We start from the raw sequence: 20946 nt of genomic DNA, 5'->3' as shown, positions 1-20946 counted from the left end.
TCGCCAATTTCGATCTCATTCAGTCGCCTCGCCGATCATGTCCACGACGGCATGGATCAGCGCCTCGTCCTGAAAGGTACTCTTGGTCAGATAATAGTCGGCACCGGCGTCAAGCCCGCGCGAGCGGTCTTCTTCCCGATCCTTGTATGAAACGATCATGATGGGTGTGTTCCTGAGATGGACGTCCTTTCTGATCAGGCTCACCAGTTCGATACCATCCATGCGCGGCATGTCTATGTCAGTGACGACGAGATCAAAAGGACCAGATCGGACGGCATTCCACCCGTCCATACCGTCGACTGCCACTTCGACGTCATAACCGTGATTGCCCAGCATCTTGCGCTGGAGTTCGCGAACCGTGAGTGAATCGTCAATCACCAGCACGCGCTTGCGTCTGCTCGGTCCGGGACCGCCCGCGGCTCGCCGAAGGGCTCGAAATCCGCTGGACGACGCAAGCTTTTCCACCGATCGAACCAGATCATCGACGTCGAAGATCAGAACAGGCGAACCGTCCTCCATCAGGGCCGCTGCGCTGATGTCCTTGATCTTGGCAAACCGGGAATCGAGAGGTCTGATCACCAGTTCGCGTTCCCCGAGAAAACGGTCGACGATTACGCCGTAGGCGTCCCCCCGACCCGTTTCCACCACGACGACCGAGAGTTCCTCTGCTTCGGACGCAGACTCTCCTCGATCCAGCACCTCGCGCGCTGTCACCAACCCGATCTGTCGATCGTTCAAGCGAAAATGCGGGCGGCCCTGCAGGAGGTTGATCTCCACCCGCTGCAATTTCATTGTCTTGGAGATGGCAGCGAGTGGAAACGCATAGGGCTCCCCATCGACTTCGACGAGTAAGGTGCGCAGGACTGACAACGTCAGCGGCAGTTGCAGTTGAAACCGGGTTCCTCGACCAAATTCCGAGGAGACGCTCGTGATTCCGCGGACCTCCTTCGTCATCGCCTGCACTGCGTCGAGTCCCACGCCACGGCCGGAGACGTCGGACAGGCCAACTTTCATCGAAAAGCCGGGCAGAAAAAGGAATGCCAGCAATTCCGTTTCGCTGAGCGCGTCGGCGCTTTCCCTGGTTGCAAACTGCCGGGCGACGACAGTCTCGCGCAGCTTCGAGAGCTCGATCCCTCTGCCGTCGTCCACCACGGCTATTTGCAGCAGTCCGGCATTGTGCCTCGCTTCGAGCCTGATGAGTCCCTCTTCGGGTTTGCCGGTTGCGAGGCGCTCATCAGGCGGTTCAAGCCCATGGTCTACCGCGTTGCGCAGAAGATGCCCCAAGGGGGCATCCAGCTGCTCGAGGATATCGCGGTCGATGCCGGTCGAGCCGCCTACGATCTCCAGTCGCACCTGCTTGCCAAGTGTACGACCGAGGTCGCGGACCGTTCTTGCGTAGTGTCTCACCCCGTCTTCAAAAGGTCGCATCCGGCTCGCCAACGTCTCCTCGTACAATCGGTTGGCAAGATCGGTGGCTTTCCGATCGACTGAATCCAACTCATCGAGACGCTCCGCCAAGAAGGCTTGGCTCAACCGAAGCTTTCGCTGCGTTTCAACCAGCGCCTCCACCACAGCCGCATCTTTTGCGACCGGCAGCAGCACTGCATCGAGATTGTCGAACGCACTTGCGATGTCTGATTGAAGGCGCTTCAGCCGCAGCAGCCCGTCAGCGAATGGCCTGAGCCGCCGAGCTTCCATCAGCGACTCGCCGGCCAAACCGAGCAATCGGTTCAGGCTGTCTGCCGTCACCCGAACTATTCTATCTGAGCTGATGCTCCCTCGGGCTTGAGCTTTCGGCTCGACAAGGGGGTTCGCTGACGAGGTTGCCGCCGCCTCCTTTCGGCTATGCTCTGGCGTTGCGAAATCAGCTGCCGAATCTTGGGGTGCGGGCTCGGGGAGGGACAGTTCCTCGAACTTCGCCAGAAAGCTTTCGACTTCCGGGTTGACGCTCTCGTTCGATGATCCCGATGCGATCAATTTCAGAAGGTCAGAGCCTTGCAGAAGCGCATCTATATGCTCCTTGCGTACCCTCAGATGCCCACGTTGCGCGGCGACCAAGCAATCTTCCATTGCATTTGCAACTTTGACGGCGGGCGTCAGATCGATAATGCGGGCTGCTCCTTTCAGCGAATGCGCGGCCCGCATGCATTCTTCCAGGGCGTCGGTGGCGACAGGATCGCGTTCGAGCGCTAGAAGGCCGGAGGTCAAAGCCTGTGATTGCGTCTCCAGTTCGGCCTGGAAAAGGCTCAACATCGAAACCTGACTGAAGTCCTCATCTGTCATGCCATGCTCCGATCCATCATCGTGAGCAGTTGTCCCGGGTCGAGACAGCCAACAGCCCGTTCACGCCAGGGCAAAACGGCAACAGTAGCCGCCGACAGAGTCTTGCCGATCGTAGCGGGCACAGCGAGAGTGTCGCGTGCCCGGTAGCGATGTAAGCCGTGGACCTCATCAACCGTGAAAGCAACCCGCTTGTCCCGCTCGCCCACCACGACGAGGCGGCGAAATATCTTGGCTCGTCTGCCTTGTTCCTCCTCCTTGGGTTCGTCGATCCCGAGCAATTCAGCGAGCGACAGGCAAATCAGCAATTCGCCCCGGACATTGGCGATGCCGAGCACTGCACTATTCCTGCGGTGTGGAAGGGAATGAACGGGACGGGATTCAGCCACTTCATGAAAAATGCCAGCTGGAAGCGCCAGCCATTCGTGCCCCAACCGGAAGAGAACGGCCGTCTGCGGCGCTTCATCGTCCGCCGAAACGACCGCTGCACGACCAGCGCTATCGGGCCATTCGCCGCGATATGACGAGGGCGCCGCACGATCAAGGAGGCGCCGTGCAATCTTCCTGTAGGTCGGGCAATTCCGGCAGTGTAGATGCTGCTCCAGTTGGGGACAGGACTTGTCACCCCGAACGCCTATCCGCCGCCAGCAATCGTCGATTTCAATCTGCTCCACTGGCAGAGCGATCCTTGTCGAAGCCGGCATCAGGTGCCGCTCCTTTTCTGGACCCGGACCAGCCTGTCGGCCAGCGCCTCGGCGCCGCTGTGGTCGCCTTGCTTGCGAAGCAGCAAAGCCAGGTGGACCAGAGCCTCTCGATGATTTGGCGCGAGATAGAGTGCCTTGCGATAGCTTTGCGCGGCCTTGGATGCAGCGCCATCCGCATCCTGAACGAGGCCCAGCAGGTAGAAGATTTGCGCGGAAGGACCGAATTTCTCGAGATGGGCGAGGGCGACCTCCTGTGCCTCCTTTACCCGACCCGCATTGGCGATCCGTTCAACCGCGACTAGGCTTTCCGAGACCTGATCAACGGGCTTGGCCAGGGCCGGCGCACTGTTTTCCTTGCCGACGGTCAGTCGTGGCCGAAGAACGGGCTTGCTCTTGTTGAGCTTCGGGGTTGATGTCCGCACCGGGATAGCAGTTGTCGGCGCCGCGGCCTTGATGGGCTCCGATTCCAGGAAGGCAAAGGCCAAGGGCCATTCAGCGGAAATAAAGCCATGCAGCCTTGGAAGTGCTGCTTCCGCGGGACCGACCAGAAGAAGTCCGTCCGTGGCCAAGAGGTCTTTCAGGCGGGTCAATGCGCGATCCTGCAGTTCGCGATTGAAATAGATCAGCAAATTCCGACAGAGTACGATGTCGTAGACCTCTTGCCCAAAAATTGCGCGAGTACCGAATAGGTTGCCGACCCTGAAGCGAACCTGTTTCAGCACCGCAGCACTGGGCCGCAACCCACCCTCGACCGCTTCGAAATAGCGGTCCCTGAATTCGAGATAGCTGCCGCGAAAGGAATTGCGCCCGTAGACGGCACGTTCAGCCAGCGCGATATTGCGGGTACTGACGTCCACCGCATCGATGTTGAACTCGTGCGCCTCAAAACCGGCATCGAACATGGCCATTGCGACCGAATAGGCCTCTTCACCGGTTGAACATGGCAGGCTCAAGACTTTTGTTGGCTGAGCACGCTTGTGCACGCGCGCATGCCGCGCCAACATCGTGAACGCTTCTCGGTCGCGAAAGAACCAAGTCTCCGGGATCACCACCGCATTGATCAACTCCTGAAGCTCCTGCGGGGAACCGGTCAAGTGTTCCCTATAGGCCTGAGGATTGGCAATCCGGCACGCTGCCATCCGGTCTCTGACCGCCTGACGGACCACTGTCGGGCCAACGCTGGCACTGTCCAGTCCAATGGTTTCCATCAGGAGCTTTTCTATTGCGCCGGTCATTAAACACCCATCACGGCCTGGCGGAGCAATGCGGTACGAATCTCTTCCGAAAGCAGCGCTTCCGCTTTGACCCACTGAATGATCTCCGTGCCATCCGAAGTCACCGGACCAAGATAAGACGGCGTTCCTGGCTCGAGGCCGAACGGCGCGAAGTCGGCAGGGTCTCGCTCGACCGTATCCGTCACCCGTTCCGCGACCAACCCAAGCAGGCGTTGCTCGCCATCTCGCGCCGGGTAGCGCGTAACAACGATCCGGGTGCCCAATAGGCGCTCCGATGGCCGGCCAAGCGCAAGAAGAGTAACATCGATGAGAGGGATGGGTATTCCGTTATAACTGACCAGACCGACCACACCGGTTGGCGCACCCGGCAGAACTTTCACATCGATATAGGGCAGCACCTCTTCAATTTGGTGGACATCGATCAAGTAGCGATCCGAACCCATACTGAAGGCGAGGAATAGCATTATCACCTCCTACTGCCGGCCCGCTATGCTCTCAGCTTGAACCTTGAAATGCTGCTTCGCATGCTACCTGAGACTTGATTGAGCTCGTCGATCGCGAGCGTCGATTGCTGAAGGGACTCGACTGTTTGCTGAGCTGCCTCGCTTAGCTGGGTTAGCGTGTCGCTTATCTGTCCCGCGCCGATCGCTTGTGCTTGCATGCCTTCATTGGCGACTTCGAAACGTGGCACCAACCCCTGGACCTGCTGGATGATGTCGAAGAGTTGCCCGCCGACCTGCTGGATTTCGTGCATGCCCCGGCGGACCTGCTCGGAAAACTTGTCCATGCCCATCACACCGGCAGCAACTGCCGACTGGATGTCTTTGACCATCTGCTCGATATCGTAAGTGGAGACGGCCGTCTGGTCCGCAAGCCTTCGGATCTCTGTCGCCACCACTGCAAAGCCCCGGCCATATTGGCCGGCCTTCTCAGCCTCGATGGAAGCGTTGAGCGACAACAGGTTCGTCTGATCGGCCACTTTGGTGATGGTCGTCACCACCTGATTGATGCTGCCAGCTTTCTCGCTGAGGATTGCGAGTTTGGAATTGATCGCACCCGCCGCGTCCATGACCTGCTGCATGGTTCCTTCCATACGGGTCAGCCCCTCTTGCCCTCCGCCCGCGACGGCAGCCGTTTGCTCGGCAACTGTCGAGACCTCGTTCATCGTGCGAACCAGCTCGTTTGAAGTGGCGGAAATTTCCTTGGCTGTCGCGCGGATCTCAGTCGTGGTCGCGGCGATTTCAGTCGCTGTTGCCTGCTGCTGCTTGGAGGTTGCAGCAATCTCAGTTATCGACGTGCCAACCTGTATGCTGGACCTTTGTACCTGACCAATGAGAGTTGTGAGATCGTCTGCCATTGCGTTGAAGCCGTCGGCAAGCACGCTGAATTCGTCCCGGCGCCTCAGATCGAGGCGTTCGCTGAAGTCGCCTTGCCGTATCATTTGAACCGCGTCGACCAAACGTGTGAGCGGAGCTGTGACAGCGCGAAACAGCTGGTAACCCAAAAGAAGGGCTAGCCCGAGGGCTATCAACAAGCCCACGCTCAAACCGACTTCCGCCGTGCTAACGATTGAGCTGATCCGCTGCGTCGCGCTGTTTGCCTCGCCTCTGTGATCCTCGAGCATGGCTTGCAGAGCGGACTGCAATTTCACAAAGATCGGCTCTACCGTGTTCTTGATGACCGGGCTTTCATTGGGAGTTTCACCTTTCGACAAGGCAGCTCGGCTCGTGTCCAGCACAGCAGTTTCCGCCAGCCGAAATTGGTTGGCGAGTTCTTTGACGACTGCGTAATTCTGCTTGTCGATGTCGGACACGATCGTTGCTTCATACTCGTCCATCAACCGCCGCACTTGGTCGCGATTGGTCGCGATCGTGCTTTCAAGCGTGCTTTTATCCGACGGGTTGTCCTGGAGGGCATATTCCTGAAGCAGGCTATGTGCCTTCATCTGCCCCATCATGATCTCGGTGCTGTGATAGAGGTCTGGAAGAATGCTCTTCTCGACCTCAGTTGCCTCCCGCTCCGCCTGAAGAAACCAGGCGTACGCGATAACGGCGATCACGGACATAACCACCAGAACTGCAGCGAAACTGACGAGGATGCGGTGGCGTATTGTCAGACTCGTCATGGAACCGGTTCACCTATGGGGGCATCGAGGCCTGCGCGAAAAGCGCTCGTTCCGACGTTTCGAAAAGGTGCGTCGAAAAGCAGCAGTCTTATGCAGAATGGTTTCTTTTCCGTTCCATCGCTAATGATGCCGAAGCGGCTCGCCAGTCGGCGCCCCCAATAAGCGTGCTCAAAGGCATGTCTCGCCGTCGACATAGATAAACCCGACATCGGCTGGGGCGGCACGCGCCGTCAAGTGGAGCGTGCATGAGCTGCTTGAGGCCAGGAGTTGAATGACTGCTTAGCCCCGCTTGATGCCGAAAGCCGACCTCTCGCTTGCGTCCCCTAATTTCATCTTGAATCCAACGCAAAGTAAAAAAGGGCGGAGCTGAGACACATATGGTGTGCGCGCCGAGCGGACTTTGCGCTGCCGCCCGAGAAGAAGACCCCGACGGCGTTGTGCCAGAGGGCTCGGATGCCTGCAGGGTCAGGTCAAAGGCCAAAGACCTTTTTGGACCGCAACAACCTGGCGGGAGCAACGTATAGACCCGGTGATCATACCCTGATTTACTGTCCCCACCCGATATTTTGAACGAGCCCAAAAAAAGCGGGCAAGAACAGCCGGTCACGAGCGAGCGAAGCCTGAGAGGTCGGGGGAGGGCGAGCGTCCCAGTACTGATTCGAACGTACAGGCGAGGGAGAGGAGCAGTTCGTCTGCTCTGCCAGGACAGATCAGTTGCAAACCCGTAGGCAATGTCGACGGAGCGTGGGGGAGCGGCAGGCTCGCCGCGCAGAGGCCGAGGACATTTGCCGATCGAGTAGGGCCGGCGCAGGCGTCCAGGAGAGCGGCGGATGCTGACAGAGACGTAAAATCTCCCGGAAATGCCGGCGGCAGCTTCCATTTCACCGGTCCGACCCAGGCATCGATTCCGTTGAACCAGGCAGTGTTGAGCTGAACAAGTTCCTGCTGCCGCCGACGCGCACTCGCATACGAGGTCTGCGTGATGTCGAACCCGGCGGCGATGCTGGCGGCAATGTCTGGGTTCATCAAAGCGCTCGTGCGGTGGAACCGCTCGCGGCCGAACGAGGTGACCATTTCGGCTAGGCTGATGGTGCGGAAGAGCGGATCGATCTCGGCGAGTTCCGGAATGTCCATTTCCACAATCGTGACGCCGACGGCTGCAAGCGTCGACAAGGCGCCTTCCAGCCGAGCCGCCACATGACGGTCCAGAAGGTCGCCGAAAAGGGCCCGAGGTCGGCCGAGCTTTACTCCTCTGATCGTTGCCGCCGGAGGCACGGGAGTGCCGCGAAGAGCGGCCCAAACGATGGCGGCGTCCTCGGCCGAACGGGTTAGCGGGCCGATAGTGTCGAGCGTCGCCGAGACCGGGAAGCTGCCATCCGTCGGCCAGATGTTCGCCGTCGGCTTCAGACCGAACACGCCGCAGAACGCAGCCGGGCCGCGGATCGAGCCGCCGGTGTCGGTGCCAATGGCAAAACCGCAAAGGCCCGCAGCCACGGCGGCCGCCGACCCGCTGGAAGAGCCGGCGGTCAGTCGAAATACAGCGGCATCCCATGGATTGCGCGGTGTACCCCGCCGATAATTGGTACCTGTGCCGCTCATCGCGAACTCGACGGCCTTGGTCTTGCCAATAATGACGCAGCCGGCGGCGGCAAGGCTGCGCATGAAACCGCCCGGGCCGCCGATCAGGTCCGAGACATCGACATCCGAGCCGGCCGTTGTCGGCATTCCTTCAACGGCGATGATGTCCTTGATCGCGATGGGAACACCCATCAAGGGGCCGAAATCAACGCCGCCGGCGAGTGCCTCGTCGACGAGTTTGGCGGCTCGCAACGCGGCTGATGCCGCCACGTGTTCATAGGTTTGCAGCTGGCGATCGTAGGCGGCGATCCGCGCCAAGTAGGCCTCAGTCGCGGCAACGGCCGTCGTCTCGCCGGCCCGCATCCGGCGACCGAAGCCACGGATGCCACCGGGATCGAGCGGGTCGGCCGGAATGGTCATCGGAATTCAACCTCCTGCAACCCCACGCCCGTAATCACGTCCAAAACGCCCTCGGGCGATGCGCTAAGTTCACACGCCCGGCACCGGGTGCTCGCGGCGTCTAGGGAGCGGCTGCTGCTCGTGTAGGGGCGTCTTGGCCGGTCTGCGCCACCGCTATGATGTGCGCCAGTGCTTTTTCGACCATGCCGTTGTGGCTGCGTTCGGCAATCAGCCTCGACAGGGTCGCTACCGGCGGTGGGCCGCCACCGATCGCATTCTCCAGCCAATTTGCGGCGAAATCGATCTGCAGCCGCTCCGCCGTCAGCTCGGCTTTTTTGATCTGGGCGCGCAGCTGTTCTTTCGCATTGTCGGCGATATCCTCGCGTGGCGGCTTCAATGTTCGGCGAAGCGCGCGCAGCGGAAGCACTACGTCTTCACGCCAGCTTGACATTGCGGCCCGCAGCGCTGCGATCTCATCGCTTGAAAGGGACTTGCCCAAAGCTATGTCGGCATAGATGAGCATCAGCATTTCCACCACGTCCAGACCTGCCTCGTCCTGCAGGACGAGGCAGGCTTCGGAAACGCCCTCGCGTCCATAGAAGTCAATCAGGAATGCCCATGCGGCGTCTGCGGGAGAGGACTGTTCGTTCAAGTCAATCCTCCTCGTATTGGGTGGCCAGTTCGCCGATCGAGACTGGTTTCAGGGGGGGGCGGATACGGTAATATCCCGTTGCGTCGGGAGTCTGGCCGGTTTCGTGCGCGACGATGGCGCTGACCGTCGGACCACACATACGGCCCTGGCAAGGACCCATGCCGCAACGCAGGAACGCCTTGGCCTGGTTCGGGCCGAGACAGCCCCACCGGACGATGTCGCGAATGGCTCCGGCACGAATAGCCTCGCAACGACATACGACCACGTCGTCCGCCGGAACGAGCACTTCATTGCGCGGACGATAGAGCCGGTCGAGGAAAGGCCTGATCGTCAGGTGGGCGTCAAGGGCCTGCTGCGCGACGGCCTTTCGGCTTTCCAATTCGGTATCGGAAATCTTATCGAGACCCTTGAGGATCGCAAGCGCGCACAACGCGCCGGTATGGGCGCTTGCCATCGCGCCCACGATGCCGCCGCCGTCGCCGGCGATGAAGACGCCCGGAATGGAGGTTTCCCGCATCGGGTCGAGGATCGGGAGGAAGCACTGTTGCTCTTCATCCCATCGATGGGCACAGCCGATGGATCGGGCTATCTGCTGGCTCGGTATCACGCCCTCGTGCAGGGCAACCAGATCGAGGTCGATGCGTATGGTGCCCGTTCGGGTCCGGAAGCTGGCGGCGACAGCCCGCTCGGCGCCCTCGATGCGGAGCTTGGAAACGCCGCGATAGATTTTCACGCCGCGTCGGTGCAACGCGGCCATCAATCCCAGGCCTTTCCAAAGGTAACCCAAACCGTGGCCGCAAACGGCTTTCGGCAAATGCCGCAGTGCGGGTATGAGATTGGTCCGCTTGGCGGTGTCGAGAAGCACGAGGTCGGAAACGCCGGCTTCAAGGCACTGGGCCGCGAACAGGTAGACGAGAGGACCGCAGCCGGCCAGCACGAGGCGCCCGGAAGGGCGAAGCCCCGCATCCTTGAGCATGATCTGCAAGGCGCCGACCGTCAGGACGCCGGGCAGCGTCCAGCCAGGCACCGGAACCGGCCGCTCCATCGCGCCCGAGGCAATGACGAGGGCCTTTGCCTGCAACTGCTCGACCTTGCCGTCGGCCTTCGTCCAGACCGTGCCGTCGGCATCGATGCGCCAGGCGCTCGTGTTGAAACGCAACTCCGCGGCGCTGGCGCGCATCCTGGCCGTCAGCGCAGCGCCGTCCGCATAGTCGGAGCCGAGCACTGCGGAAAGTCTCGCACTGTCCGTGTTGCGTTCGACGGCGCGGTAGATCTGTCCGCCGGGCGCGGGTTGTTCGTCGATGACGAGTGTGCGGGCACCGCCTTCGGACAGTGTTGCGGCAGCCGTCATTCCGGCAGGTCCGGCTCCGATCACGATAGCGTCCCAAAGGCCGTTCATCCGAGCGTCCTCGCACCGTGCTGGCGCCTGATGATCATCCCGGGGCGGGCCCTTGTCAGGCAGGATTGCTGATTCTGCTTGCCGTCGATTTCGACCAGGCACTCAAAGCACACGCCCATCATGCAATAGGGTGCGCGCGGGCTTTCGTCGACAGGGCTTCCTCTCAATGGTGAAACTCCGGCCGCCAGCAGCGCCGCAGCGACACTGTCGCCAGACTGGAAGGGAACCTGGGAGCCCTCAAAGTCGAGGACGTTGGCGCCCGGAGGCAGTGCGGAACTACACTCAACTCTGGTGAACATCGAACCTGCCGCCTGTGAAACTCGAAAGATGTTGCGGTAGCCGGCCTTTCGCCAGCGCCGGACCGATTTCCAGCGCATGCACGCTGGCGAGGGTGACGCCGCTGTGGCAGGTGACCGCAAAGGCGCCCGGAAAACGAGCGGATTCCTCGTAAATGGGGAGGCCGTCAGGCGTCATGACGCGCAACGAACCCCAACTGCGCACCACCGTGGCCTCAGCCAGCGCGGGAAAAACGCGGGCTGCCGTCCTGCAAAGCGCGGCCGCGGTAATCACGTCTGTTCCGTCGTCGAAACCTCGATCTTCATGGCTGCTGCCAAGCAGGACCGTGCCCTCAAGCGATTGCCGGATGCAGTTGGTGGCATAGGGCAGGAATGGCTTAATCCGTTCGGTGACGACAATCTGTCCCCGCTCGGGCTTCACCGGCATTGAAAGCCCCACATGCCCGGCGAGGTTGGCCGCGCCCAGACCAGCGGCCAGGGCGATCCGCCTGCCGGTAACGCAGCCAGTACGGCTGACTGCCTTGAACCCGTCCTTTTCCGTGGCGATGTTCTCGACCCGGAACCCGGGGCGGTAGCTGCCGCCGGCGTCCTGCAGCCCTCCCTGCAGCGCGCGTAGCAGATATAGAGGATTGACGTGGCCATCGAGCGAGGAAAACGAAGCGCCAACCACGTCATCACCGATACCGGGCAGCATAGCCCGCAAGTCGGCGCGGTCGAGGATGGATATGTCGATGTCGCCGCCATCGGCCCGTGTGCGGGCGATGACATCGCGGCGCTTGTCTAGTTCCGCCTCGCTAAAGCAGAATTGCAGCCCTCCAGGTTGCCGCCACCCGATGTCGAAGGAAACGGCGTTGCTCAACTTTGCGGCAAATCCCGGCCAGATTCGGCCTGCGTGCAGTGACCATTGCATATAGTGTGGGGTGCCGACGCCCTTTCCCTGGAGCCAGACAAGGCCGAAGTTGCCACGAGCGGCGCGATGGGCCTGGTCGCCTTCGTCGAGCAGGACGACGTTGGCTCCGGCAGTCTGCGCGCCCCATGCAAGGGCCGCCCCGACGAGGCCGCCCCCCACGACGATCAGGTCGAACACCTCCATCGCTACTGCACCTCACGAGGTTTCCGGGTGGAAACCGCGAGGCCTCAAGCCTGCGTGAAGCCACTCGACCAGCGACACGACATCGTAGACAGGTACGCCAAAGGCCTTCTCGATTGCCTGCGAATAGGGAGGAAGATTGGCGCATTCGCTGACCAGGGCGCCTATCGACGGCGTTTCGGCGAGCATGCGCTCCACGCTCTCCAGAGCGTCGCGTTCCTGTGCCGCGTAGGAGACCCGGGAGGCGTTGTTGCGCATATTGGCGCGGATCGGCCCGTCAAAGGCGAGTTCGCCGAGCGGAAGGCCGACAGGAGCCCCGATATTTGTGAAATGCTTGTCTGTAATGGCCTTGCGGTCCGAAACGATGACGCCGACAGTCTTGTCCGCCGGCAACGTCTGCAGCACGAGCGGGATTTGCATCAGACTGGATGAGGCTACCGGCACCCGGCTGTAGGCGCGCAATTGCGGATGCACCACCGCCAGGAACCCGCAACTGGTGGCGATGCCGTCCATGCCCAGTTGGGTCAACCGGTCTATCGCATCGTAAAAAGCCGGCAAGACCTTTTCGGGAGCGCCTTCGATCACATCCTGTGGGCGTACTCCGGTGACAACATGATACTGTACCGGAAAACGCCAAGTCAGGGCATTGGCGACATCGCCGGGAAGGCGCTCGAACCCCGTGTCGAGCACGATAATGCCAACATGCGCGCCGTGGACTGGACGCTGGCGGTGCGGGCGATCAGCGGTTTGCAGGACATTAATAACAGGTTGCATGGTAAGGACTCTGCTGGGTCAGGAGGCGTCGTCGGCGGGCTTCGGACAGGCTTCGCGGTCGACGCTCATTCCCTCCCACCGCGCCACCTTGCCGCTGTCGATGCCGAAGAGGTCGAGCGCGCGGCCGACGCTGTGGTCCACCATCTCTTCGAGCGAGCGCGGCTTGGCGTAGAAAGCAGGCACAGGCGGCATGAGGATCGCCCCCATTTCGGCGAGCGCGGTCATTGTCCGAAGGTGCCCGAGATGCAGCGGAGTCTCGCGAAGCATCAGAACGAGCTTGCGGCGTTCCTTCAACACGACGTCCGCGGCGCGGCTCATGAGGCTAGAGGTGACGCCGGAGGCGATCTCGGACATCGTCCTGACGGAGCAGGGTGCGATCAGCATGCCGAGCGTCCGGAAGGATCCGCTGGAAATCGAGGCACCGATGTTTTGAACATTGTGGAAGACGCTGGCCCGTTCGGCGATCTCCGCAGGACGCATGCCGAGTTCCTGGGAAAGCGTCAGATGCGCCGACCGCGTCACTATCAGATGGGTCTCGATGCCAGCGGCCCTGAGCTGGTCGAGCGCCCTGACGCCATAGACGGCGCCGGAGGCGCCGCTGATGCCGACGATGATGCGGGGAGGCTGTGGGCCGCCCCCGCCGCCCTGCCAGAGTGAAGCCGATCCGCTCACGCGTTTTCGAACCAGTCCGCAAGGTCGACCTTGTCGGCAAGGCGGATCTTCTTGCGTTCGAATTCGGCCTTGCGGTGGAACGGCTTGGTGGCGTCGACGAGCAGGCGCCCCCAATGATCCTTGGCTTCGTCGCGATAGAAGGAAGGCGTATCGGGAATGATGATCATGTCCTTGTCGGGACGGCAACGGGTCAGGGTCGCCCACATCACGTCGTCCATGCTGTAGATGTCCACATCCTCATCGACGACGGTGACCACCTTGGCCCAGATCGGCTCGGCGCCGATGGTGGCGAGCATCACCTGGCGGGCGTGCCCCTCGAACTGCTGGTCGACCTTGATCACGGCATGATTGACAAAGGGCTGGCAGGTGACGTCGAGAATGCCGGGTAGCGCCGCGCTCAACCGCTGGAAGATGTTGGCGGACACCGACAGTTCCAGCGTCAGCACCTCCTCGGCCGAACCGCACAGTATGCTGTGGAACATGGCGTCGCGCCGCACGGTGACCCCCAAAACCTCGAACACCGCATTTGGGCCTTCAGGGACGTAGTAACCCATGAATTCGCCGAACGGGCCCTCAGGCCGGCGTTCGTTTGGCAGGAAGCGGCCCTCGATGACGATCTCGGTGTCGGCTGGAACCTCGAGGTCGATATACTTGCACTTGCGAATGGCGATGGGGCTGCCCTTCAGCCGCGCCGCGACCTCAAGCTCGTCCACGTCATAGGGCAGCGGAGCCGCGGCGGTGAGGAAGGATGTCGCCGGTGCGCCGATCAGCATCGCCGCCTCCAGCGGCTTGCCCATCTTCTCGGCCTTTTCATGATAGATGGTGAGGTGATGGCGCGGCGCCAGGCGGCAGCGCAACTCGCTGTCGCTCACATACATCGAACGGTGATAGGACAGATTGCCGACCCCCGTTTCGGGATCCTTGGCAATGAACATGGCCGAGGTGAAATAGGGCGCGGCATCGCGATCGGAGTAGGTGATGAGTGGCAGTTCAGACAGCTTGCATTCGGTCAGTTCCGGGTCCTCGACGGTGACGAAGGGTTCGCCAACGCTTGTCGAGCCGAGATTGGCAAGATTGCTCCACTGACGACAGAAATCGGTGGAATCGATGCCGATCACCTCCGCCAGGCGCTCCCGCGAGCCATAGACGTTGGTAACGACCGGAAAGCGTGTGCCCTTGACGTTGTTGAAAAGGATCGGCTTGCCCCAGCGCTTCTGGGCCACATGGGTGACAGCCGCCAGTTCGTGGAACGGATCGATCTCCTTGTCCACAACAAGCAGGTCGCCGCGTTCACGCAAGCGGGCAACGTAGTCTCTCATCGGATTCTCCTGGATGCCGGGGCACTTCGCTGTTGCATAGTGCCGCCGCGGCTCGGTGTGGCTTCATGTGAACTGCGCAACCGGTAACGGTCGCCCGGATAGAGGAAGCGGCTGCGGGTGACAGGCACGCCTTCGCGCCATGTGCGGCGATCGAGCAGAAGGCAAGGCTGGTTGCCGTCGATCTCAAGGGCCCGCCTGCTTTCTTCGTCGGCCCGGATGGCCCGGATCGTATTGTCGACATAGGTGACTTCGGTTTCCCGCAGGAGGTAGGCGTGAGGCGTAATGCGGGTGAAGTCCTGCTTCAGATAGCCGGGGGCCTCCGCCGGGTTGACGAAGCGATCCTCGATCTGGATGGGCGTTCCATCCTCCTTGTGAAGCAGGCGTGAGTGGCAGACCGGCCCTTCATAGGGCAGGGGCAGCATGCCGGCGAACGGACTTTCGGGGGGCACAAAGCCCAGAAAGAGCACTTCGCTGGTATGCACGCCGCCACTGAGGGCGATTTCCTCCGAGACGTCGGGCAGATCGAATATGGCGCACTGCATCCGGGGGCCGACGACGAAAGTGCCGCGACCCTGGATTCGAACCAGCATGCCTTCTGACTGAAGTTCCCGCAGGGCCCGGCGCACTGTCAGGGAAGAGGCGCCGAATTCCTCGGCGAGCAGTTCCTCGGAAGGCACGCGGAAATCGGCAGGCCATTCGTCGCCGCGTATGCGCTTTTCAATGGCCGACTTGATCTGCCCGTAGAGGGGTTGCGAGTTTTGAAGTTCGTTCGCCATTCCAGCCCCATTGTAATATCATATGTTAGGTTAATTGATACGACGAGTTCGGCTGGATTGTCCAGCGCCATTTGGTTCGCTTTGATCATGGCGAGTCTGGAATCGGCGGCAATTCGCGGGAAATTGGTGAAATCTGAGACCAGTTGGGAAACGACGGTCTGTTAAGCCGCGAATCCTAACCGCTTGACAAAGGCTATGCGTCACTTATCCTATCATATATTTTCTAATGTAATATATAAATCTCTTGGTGCGGGAAGGGTTGGAATGAGCAGCGGGATCGTTCGACATAGCGAGAACAATCGCATGAGTCTTGCCGTGGAGGCGGGTGGCTTCGTTTTTCTGGCTGGCCTTACCGCGGTGGAGACGCGCGGCGCTACCGTGGCCGCGCAGACAAAAGAGATCCTCCAGAGGATCGACCATCATCTCGCTGAAGCAGGCAGCAGCAAAGGGAATCTCGTCAGCGCGCAGATTTGGTTGACGGACAGCGCTACGTTCAACGAATTCAATACGGTTTGGGAAGAATGGGTCGCCGATGTCGGCAAGCCCGTTCGCGCCTGCGTGGAGTCGCGGTTGGCTGATCCTGCTCTTAACGTGGAAATCATGGTCACGGCTTGGCGGTGAGCGGCCAGTCTTTGTTGATAGACGGGACGTCTTCGCGCGGCAAGCCTGCCAAGGTTCTCGATGATCCCGCGTGGAGCGATAAGACTTTCTCTGCGGAACACGGCAACGCGGCGGCATGATGGAAGCGATATCCAAACGCGACTGGGACGTGATCATTATCGGCGGGGGCGTTGTCGGATGCTCCGCGGCATATTATGCCGCCAAGAATGGAATGCGTGTCCTGCTAGTGGAGCGAGACGCACCGGGATCAGCGCAATCTGGCCGCAACGTCGGCTTTGTCCGTCAGCAGAATCGCGACTTTCGAGAACTTCCACTGATGATCGGCGCCCTGTCGATGTGGAAAGAAATCGAAGCGGAACTGGGGCGCCGGGTGGGATGGCAGCAAGGCGGGAACCTGTCTCTGGCGTTCAGCGAGGCTGATCTTGTTTCCCGGCGTGCCTGGCAAAAGCGGGCGGCCGAAGAGTTTGGGCTCGACACGCGGATGCTGTCGGCAACGGAAACCCACGCGCTGGTACCTCAACTGGCAACTGATTGCGGCGTGGTCGGAGCGATGTACACGCCCAGTGACGGGAAGGCCGAGCCTGCCCGAGCGACCCGGGCTTTTTTTGATGCGGCGCTCGGAGCCGGAGCGGCATTCGCTTTCGGTGAGTCGGTCACTCGCATAGAAACCGGCGCCGGGAAAATCTCCGGCGTCCGGATCCGCGGTCGGCTTTACCGCGCGGGCACGGTAATCGTCGCCGCGGGAGCCGGGAGTGCCGCCCTGTTGAGGAAGGCAGGACTGGATCTGCCTCAGGAGTTCGTCCGGGCGACGGTCGCAAGAACGGTGGCGAGGCCCGAATCGCGCATAGCGGCCTGCGTCTCGGGTCAACATACCGGCATCCGGCAGGATCTGAACGGGGCCTATTTGATATCCGTCGCCGGAGGTGAATACGACCTGCGGCTGGATTCCTGGCGGCATATGCGATGGTACGAGGCCACACGAAAGTCCAATCCCGATGCGGCACGCATAGATTATCTTGCGCCGATCAAGCGGTTTTTTCCGTTGCGGACACACTTGCCGGTCGCCGACTTTCCACCCAGCCGCGACAACCCGCGTCCGGAACTATTTCGCGTGGAGCAGGCGAATCGTGAGTTTTCTCGGCTCTTGCCGACATTGGCCTCTCTGGAGATCGAGACCTTTTGGGCGGGGATCATCGACACAATGCCGGATGTCATTCCGGTCCTGGGCCCAATTGAAGGCATATCGGGCATGCTTGTCGGAACAGGGTTCAGCGGTCATGGCTTTGGCCCGGGTCCGATGGCCGGAAAGGTTCTCTCGGACCTCGCCGCGGGCCGGCGATCGCCCGTTGACATTTCGGCCTTGTCACCAATGCGCTTCGCAAAAAGTTGGACCTCGCCGAAGGCAGGATGAATACTGCGGAATAGGTTATCTCGCAGTAGGGACCGTCTTGCCGCAACTCGTCGCGGACTCGCGCTTAACCGGATCTTGGTCTCGATCTTGATGGCAGGCGCTTCAGCCGCTTCAAGATGCGCAACTGCCAATCCGCAGGCCGGCCGGGAAAGACTAAAAAGGCGGCCGCGAGGAGGGGGAGCCATACAGCCCGGAAGCAGAGCGGTCCACTCCGGGATTGTCCGTTCACCCCAGGATTACCGAGTCGGATCTGGACGCGGTGATCTCAATCTCGACCCGGGCACCGGAAGCAGGAATCTGGCAGATGAGGAAGGTGCTTGTTGGTCTGATGTCGCCGAAGACCTCACCAAGAACCGGTACGACGGCCGATGCCGCCTCGGCATCCGTAACGAAGACGCGGCTAACCACAGCATCGGCCAAGCTCGATCCCGCCTGGCGAAGGGTATCGTTGATCGACGACAGGGCATTTCGTGCCTGCTGGGCTGGATCCTCGGGAAACTCGTTTGTGACTGGATCGCGTCCAGTAGTGCCCGAAACGTAGATGATCCTACCATCGATGACGGCTTTGGCGTAACCGGCTATGGCTTCGGACGAGGCCCCGGAAAAGATTCGATTGCGCATGAAAGTTCCAGCCTCAAGTTGAGTGATGCTGCCGATGGGTAGGGTAGGCCCGGTATTCCTGCGCATCACAGAAAAGGGACATGGCACTTGCGCGGCCCGACAGGACATCCAAAGTCAGATCGGCCCAGCCGGGTTGCGCATAGTTGCCTTTACTCGATCGGTTCACCAAGCACCGGCATTGGGCATTGAGGCCCAAGGCTCCCCCGGCGGCAACGGTGTACCTCGCTGCATCAGTTCGATTGAAATGAGGTCGGGCGATCGGACAAACGCCATGCGACCATCTCGCGGTGGTCGGCTCAGCGTAACGCCGCCCTTCACCAGCCGCTCGCAGACTGCGTAGATGTCGTCCACTTCGAGGCCCAGGTGCCCGAAATTCCGGGCCGATCCATAGTCCTCGATATCCCAATTGTAGGTGAGCTCGATCTGCGGCGCGCTGCCTCCGAGAATCTCGATATCGTTGGGAGCACAGAGGAAGACCAAGGTGTAGCGGCCTTTTTCATTTTCCGTGCGCTTCACTTCGACAAGCCCGAGCTTGTGCACGTAAAAGTCCAAAGCAGCATCCAGATCGCGCACTCGCACCATGCTGTGGTTGAACTTCATCTCATCCTCCGCAGTTAATCAAACTGGGACAGTGCTATACGTTTCAGCAGCCAATTTCCATATCAATAAACGTCAATAATGATATTTTTGATCTGCGCTGCCCACTCGGTCCGCTTTACGGCGCGCATATTGCCAATTCTGCTGTTTTTGCCCATCCTTGCAAGGGCTTGAGCTTCTCGGGTGGCGTCCAGGGAATCGTCTCGGCCTCCGTGCCCATGGGATGGGATACCGGCAAGCGGCGAAGAAGAGGCCGGATCAATCAGGGGATTCAGGCATTGGGCTTGATAAAACTGATATTATAGCATAGAAGAAAAAATATCATATCCACATGGAGCGAGAGAGTGTCGATTCTTGAGGCGATTGGCCGGGTAATCATTGGCGGTTTTTTCCTGATCGCCGGCGCGCGGCACTTTCTGCATTTCAAGCAGCGGGTCACGGTGGTGAAAACCAGCTATGGCTGGCTTTTGCCGGCGCCGATAATGGCTGCCGGGTTTGCGACTCAGGCAGTGGCGGGCCTGGCGCTGATCGCCGGATACTGGGTATTGCCGGCCGTCGTTGTGCTGATCGCCTTCCTTGTGGTGGCGACCCCGCTTTACCACAACATGTTTATGTATAGCGGGCCGGAACGCGACCGACACTTTTACATGATCCTGGTCAATTTCTCGCTTGTGGCGGCGTTGCTGCTCCTAGCGGCAGACGCGGTCTAAGGGTCAGGCCGATGGCAGAGCCTGATGAAACGTGCGACGTATTGGTCGCGGGATCTGGCTCGGCCGGCCTGGCAGCGGCACTTCGCACTTCCGCCGCAGGTCTATCCACCATCATTCTTGAACGGACCGGTCTCGTCGGCGGGACCACGGCGATGTCCGGAGCGGCCGTCTGGATTCCGGCGAACCACCACGCTGCCGCCGCTGGCCTGTCGGACGACCGGGGGCGCGCCCTGACCTATATCCGGGCTGTGGCTCCCGACGGTTGGAGGGAGACCGAAGACGCGCTCTGGCGCAGCTTCGTCGATGAGGCCCCGAACATGCTGGCCTTCCTCGAAAGGGAGACCCCGCTACGCTTCTCGCTGATGACGGAGGGCGATCCTCATCTCGAAAGAGCAGGAGCCGTGAATGTCGGGCGGATGCTGTCGCCCGGGGTGCTAAGACGGAAGCTAGCCGGGCCCTATGCCCGGATTCTGAGGCCCCCAAGTCTCCCGCATGTATTCACTTTCCAGGAGATGCTTGAACTCGACCCATTCCATCATCCGGTCGAAGCCGCCTTCAGAAGGTGGCCGCAACTGTTCTGGCGACTGCTAACCGGCGCCAGAGGGATGGGAACCGCCCTCGTCACGGGGCTGCTCAAAGGCTGCCTGCACCATGGCTGCCGTATAACGCTCGAAGCCCGCGCGGTCGCCCCGATCGTTGAAAAGGGACGTGTGAAGGGGCTGGTGGTCGAGGCGGCGGGCGCGAAACGGAGCATCCTGGCTCGCAAGGGAGTCGTCCTGGCTACCGGTGGATTTGAATGGAATACCGAATTGCGGGAAAAGCATTTTCCCGGGCACTGCGATTTCATCGCAAGTCCGCCGGGAAATGATGGGGACGCTGTTCGTATCGCGGTTGCGGCCGGTGCAGAACTTGCTCACATGGATCAAGCGAACATCACTGGAGGCTTCCCGCTGAGTGGGTCACGTCGACCCTTTGGCGTCAGCTCTTTTTTTCACCAGGAACCCAACGCGATTGTTGTCAACCGGCATGGCCGACGTTTCGTCAACGAATACCGCTTCAACCTCGGGGAAGTCATAGATGAACGCGATCCCTCCACCGGTCAGCCGGTTCATCTGCCGGCATGGCTGGTCAGCGATCAAGCGTTCCTTAAGAACTCGCCCATCCTGCGGCACTTTGCAGCGCGCAATCCGGGTTGGATCAAGAAGGCGCAAACAATCTCGGCGCTTGCCGAAGCAACCAAACTGCCCGCCGATGAATTCGCGCTGACGATCGAGCGTTTCAACGCGTCCTGTGCGTCCGGCGTGGATGGACAATTTCATCGTGAGGGTATGGCATCGGGCCAGGCGAAGAAGGGTCCCGGGAAAAGCCGCCTGTCACCGATCCAAAAGGCTCCCTTCATCGCAATTCCATTCAACCGTACCATCGTCTCAACCAAGGGCGGACCTCGAACCGACGCCGGCGGTCGCGTGCTCAGAGCGGACGGAAGAGTGGTCGAAGGTCTCTATTGCGTGGGCGTGGCGATGGCTAATCCGTTCGGCACGTGGGCGGTGGGAGCCGGCACCACATTGGGGCCCAACCTGACGTGGGGCTACATCTGCGCGGAGTCCATCGTCTGCGCAAACGACTGAGCCATTTCGAAGGGTGCCTGAAAAACGAGCAGTCAATGACCACGCGATGGCCTTCAAGT

At 60.7% G+C, this 20946-nt stretch carries 20 protein-coding genes; 4 read left to right on the top strand and 16 right to left on the bottom strand.

The annotated features are described in order from the left end of the window. Window positions 1-15: 15 nt before the first annotated feature. From LB547_RS10905 to LB547_RS10840, 14 genes are all read right to left on the bottom strand, one after another. Window positions 16-2283 (bottom strand): hybrid sensor histidine kinase/response regulator, encoded by a 2268-nt coding sequence (locus LB547_RS10905; protein WP_140763965.1) that lies wholly within the window; start codon window positions 2281-2283, stop codon window positions 16-18. Continuing rightward, window positions 2280-2984 (bottom strand): chemotaxis protein CheW, encoded by a 705-nt coding sequence (locus tag LB547_RS10900; RefSeq protein WP_140651005.1) that lies wholly within the window; start codon window positions 2982-2984, stop codon window positions 2280-2282. The genes LB547_RS10905 and LB547_RS10900 overlap by 4 nt, the downstream gene beginning before the upstream one ends. Continuing rightward, the gene (locus LB547_RS10895) at window positions 2984-4219 is read right to left on the bottom strand and encodes a CheR family methyltransferase (RefSeq protein ID WP_140525722.1); all 1236 of its coding nucleotides are present in this window, start codon (window positions 4217-4219) and stop codon (window positions 2984-2986) included. The genes LB547_RS10900 and LB547_RS10895 overlap by 1 nt, the downstream gene beginning before the upstream one ends. After that, a complete protein-coding gene (locus tag LB547_RS10890) occupies window positions 4219-4683 on the bottom strand; it encodes a chemotaxis protein CheW (RefSeq protein WP_140763962.1) in 465 nt (154 codons plus the stop codon). The genes LB547_RS10895 and LB547_RS10890 overlap by 1 nt, the downstream gene beginning before the upstream one ends. A gap of 23 nt (window positions 4684-4706) precedes the next feature. Next, window positions 4707-6344: a methyl-accepting chemotaxis protein gene (locus tag LB547_RS10885; RefSeq protein WP_140763959.1), complete on the bottom strand. Its 1638-nt coding sequence runs from the start codon at window positions 6342-6344 to the stop codon at window positions 4707-4709. Window positions 6345-6947: 603 nt separating this feature from the next. After that, window positions 6948-8342, bottom strand: a complete 1395-nt coding sequence (locus LB547_RS10880) for an amidase (protein WP_140672558.1) — start codon at window positions 8340-8342, stop codon at window positions 6948-6950. A gap of 100 nt (window positions 8343-8442) precedes the next feature. Then, window positions 8443-8973, bottom strand: a complete 531-nt coding sequence (locus LB547_RS10875; RefSeq protein WP_181171700.1) for a TIGR02444 family protein — start codon at window positions 8971-8973, stop codon at window positions 8443-8445. A gap of 1 nt (window position 8974) precedes the next feature. Next, window positions 8975-10372: an NAD(P)/FAD-dependent oxidoreductase gene (locus LB547_RS10870; protein ID WP_140672556.1), complete on the bottom strand. Its 1398-nt coding sequence runs from the start codon at window positions 10370-10372 to the stop codon at window positions 8975-8977. Further along, the gene (locus LB547_RS10865) at window positions 10369-10671 is read right to left on the bottom strand and encodes a (2Fe-2S)-binding protein (RefSeq protein WP_140560679.1); all 303 of its coding nucleotides are present in this window, start codon (window positions 10669-10671) and stop codon (window positions 10369-10371) included. Before LB547_RS10865 ends, LB547_RS10870 begins: the two co-directional genes overlap by 4 nt. Then, window positions 10655-11761: an NAD(P)/FAD-dependent oxidoreductase gene (locus LB547_RS10860; RefSeq protein WP_140763953.1), complete on the bottom strand. Its 1107-nt coding sequence runs from the start codon at window positions 11759-11761 to the stop codon at window positions 10655-10657. The genes LB547_RS10865 and LB547_RS10860 overlap by 17 nt, the downstream gene beginning before the upstream one ends. A 12-nt stretch (window positions 11762-11773) precedes the next feature. Further along, window positions 11774-12532, bottom strand: a complete 759-nt coding sequence (locus tag LB547_RS10855; RefSeq protein WP_140763950.1) for an aspartate/glutamate racemase family protein — start codon at window positions 12530-12532, stop codon at window positions 11774-11776. An 18-nt stretch (window positions 12533-12550) separates the two neighbouring features. Then, entirely contained in the window at window positions 12551-13204 is a 654-nt protein-coding gene (locus LB547_RS10850) for a UbiX family flavin prenyltransferase (protein ID WP_140567921.1), read from the bottom strand. Continuing rightward, on the bottom strand, window positions 13201-14523 hold the full coding sequence (locus tag LB547_RS10845) for a UbiD family decarboxylase (protein ID WP_140763947.1): 1323 nt from the start codon (window positions 14521-14523) through the stop codon (window positions 13201-13203). The genes LB547_RS10850 and LB547_RS10845 overlap by 4 nt, the downstream gene beginning before the upstream one ends. Beyond that, on the bottom strand, window positions 14520-15299 hold the full coding sequence (locus tag LB547_RS10840) for a UTRA domain-containing protein (RefSeq protein WP_140560684.1): 780 nt from the start codon (window positions 15297-15299) through the stop codon (window positions 14520-14522). The genes LB547_RS10845 and LB547_RS10840 overlap by 4 nt, the downstream gene beginning before the upstream one ends. Before the next feature lie 264 nt (window positions 15300-15563). On the opposite strand from LB547_RS10840, the gene LB547_RS10835 reads away from it, so the two are divergent. Continuing rightward, window positions 15564-15920, top strand: a complete 357-nt coding sequence (locus LB547_RS10835) for a RidA family protein (protein ID WP_140672552.1) — start codon at window positions 15564-15566, stop codon at window positions 15918-15920. Window positions 15921-16035: 115 nt separating this feature from the next. Then, a complete protein-coding gene (locus LB547_RS10830) occupies window positions 16036-17331 on the top strand; it encodes an NAD(P)/FAD-dependent oxidoreductase (RefSeq protein WP_140763944.1) in 1296 nt (431 codons plus the stop codon). 225 nt (window positions 17332-17556) lie between these two features. On the opposite strand, the gene LB547_RS10825 is transcribed toward LB547_RS10830, so the two are convergent. Further along, a complete protein-coding gene (locus tag LB547_RS10825; protein ID WP_140567930.1) occupies window positions 17557-17952 on the bottom strand; it encodes a Rid family hydrolase in 396 nt (131 codons plus the stop codon). A 162-nt stretch (window positions 17953-18114) separates the two neighbouring features. Then, complete coding sequence (locus tag LB547_RS10820) at window positions 18115-18552, bottom strand: VOC family protein (protein WP_140560687.1); 438 nt, start codon at window positions 18550-18552, stop codon at window positions 18115-18117. A gap of 341 nt (window positions 18553-18893) precedes the next feature. Here LB547_RS10820 and LB547_RS10815 point away from each other — a divergent pair, with 341 nt between their 5' ends. Both LB547_RS10815 and LB547_RS10810 read left to right on the top strand, forming a co-directional pair. Further along, the gene (locus LB547_RS10815) at window positions 18894-19259 is read left to right on the top strand and encodes a DoxX family protein (RefSeq protein ID WP_181167694.1); all 366 of its coding nucleotides are present in this window, start codon (window positions 18894-18896) and stop codon (window positions 19257-19259) included. Window positions 19260-19270: 11 nt separating this feature from the next. Further along, window positions 19271-20887 (top strand): FAD-dependent oxidoreductase, encoded by a 1617-nt coding sequence (locus tag LB547_RS10810; RefSeq protein ID WP_140763938.1) that lies wholly within the window; start codon window positions 19271-19273, stop codon window positions 20885-20887. Window positions 20888-20946 lie beyond the last annotated feature (59 nt).

It is taken from the genome of Mesorhizobium sp. B264B1B (assembly GCF_020165765.1).
In the GTDB taxonomy this organism is placed as follows: domain Bacteria; phylum Pseudomonadota; class Alphaproteobacteria; order Rhizobiales; family Rhizobiaceae; genus Mesorhizobium.
This window is presented reverse-complemented; position numbering and strand designations above follow the sequence as displayed.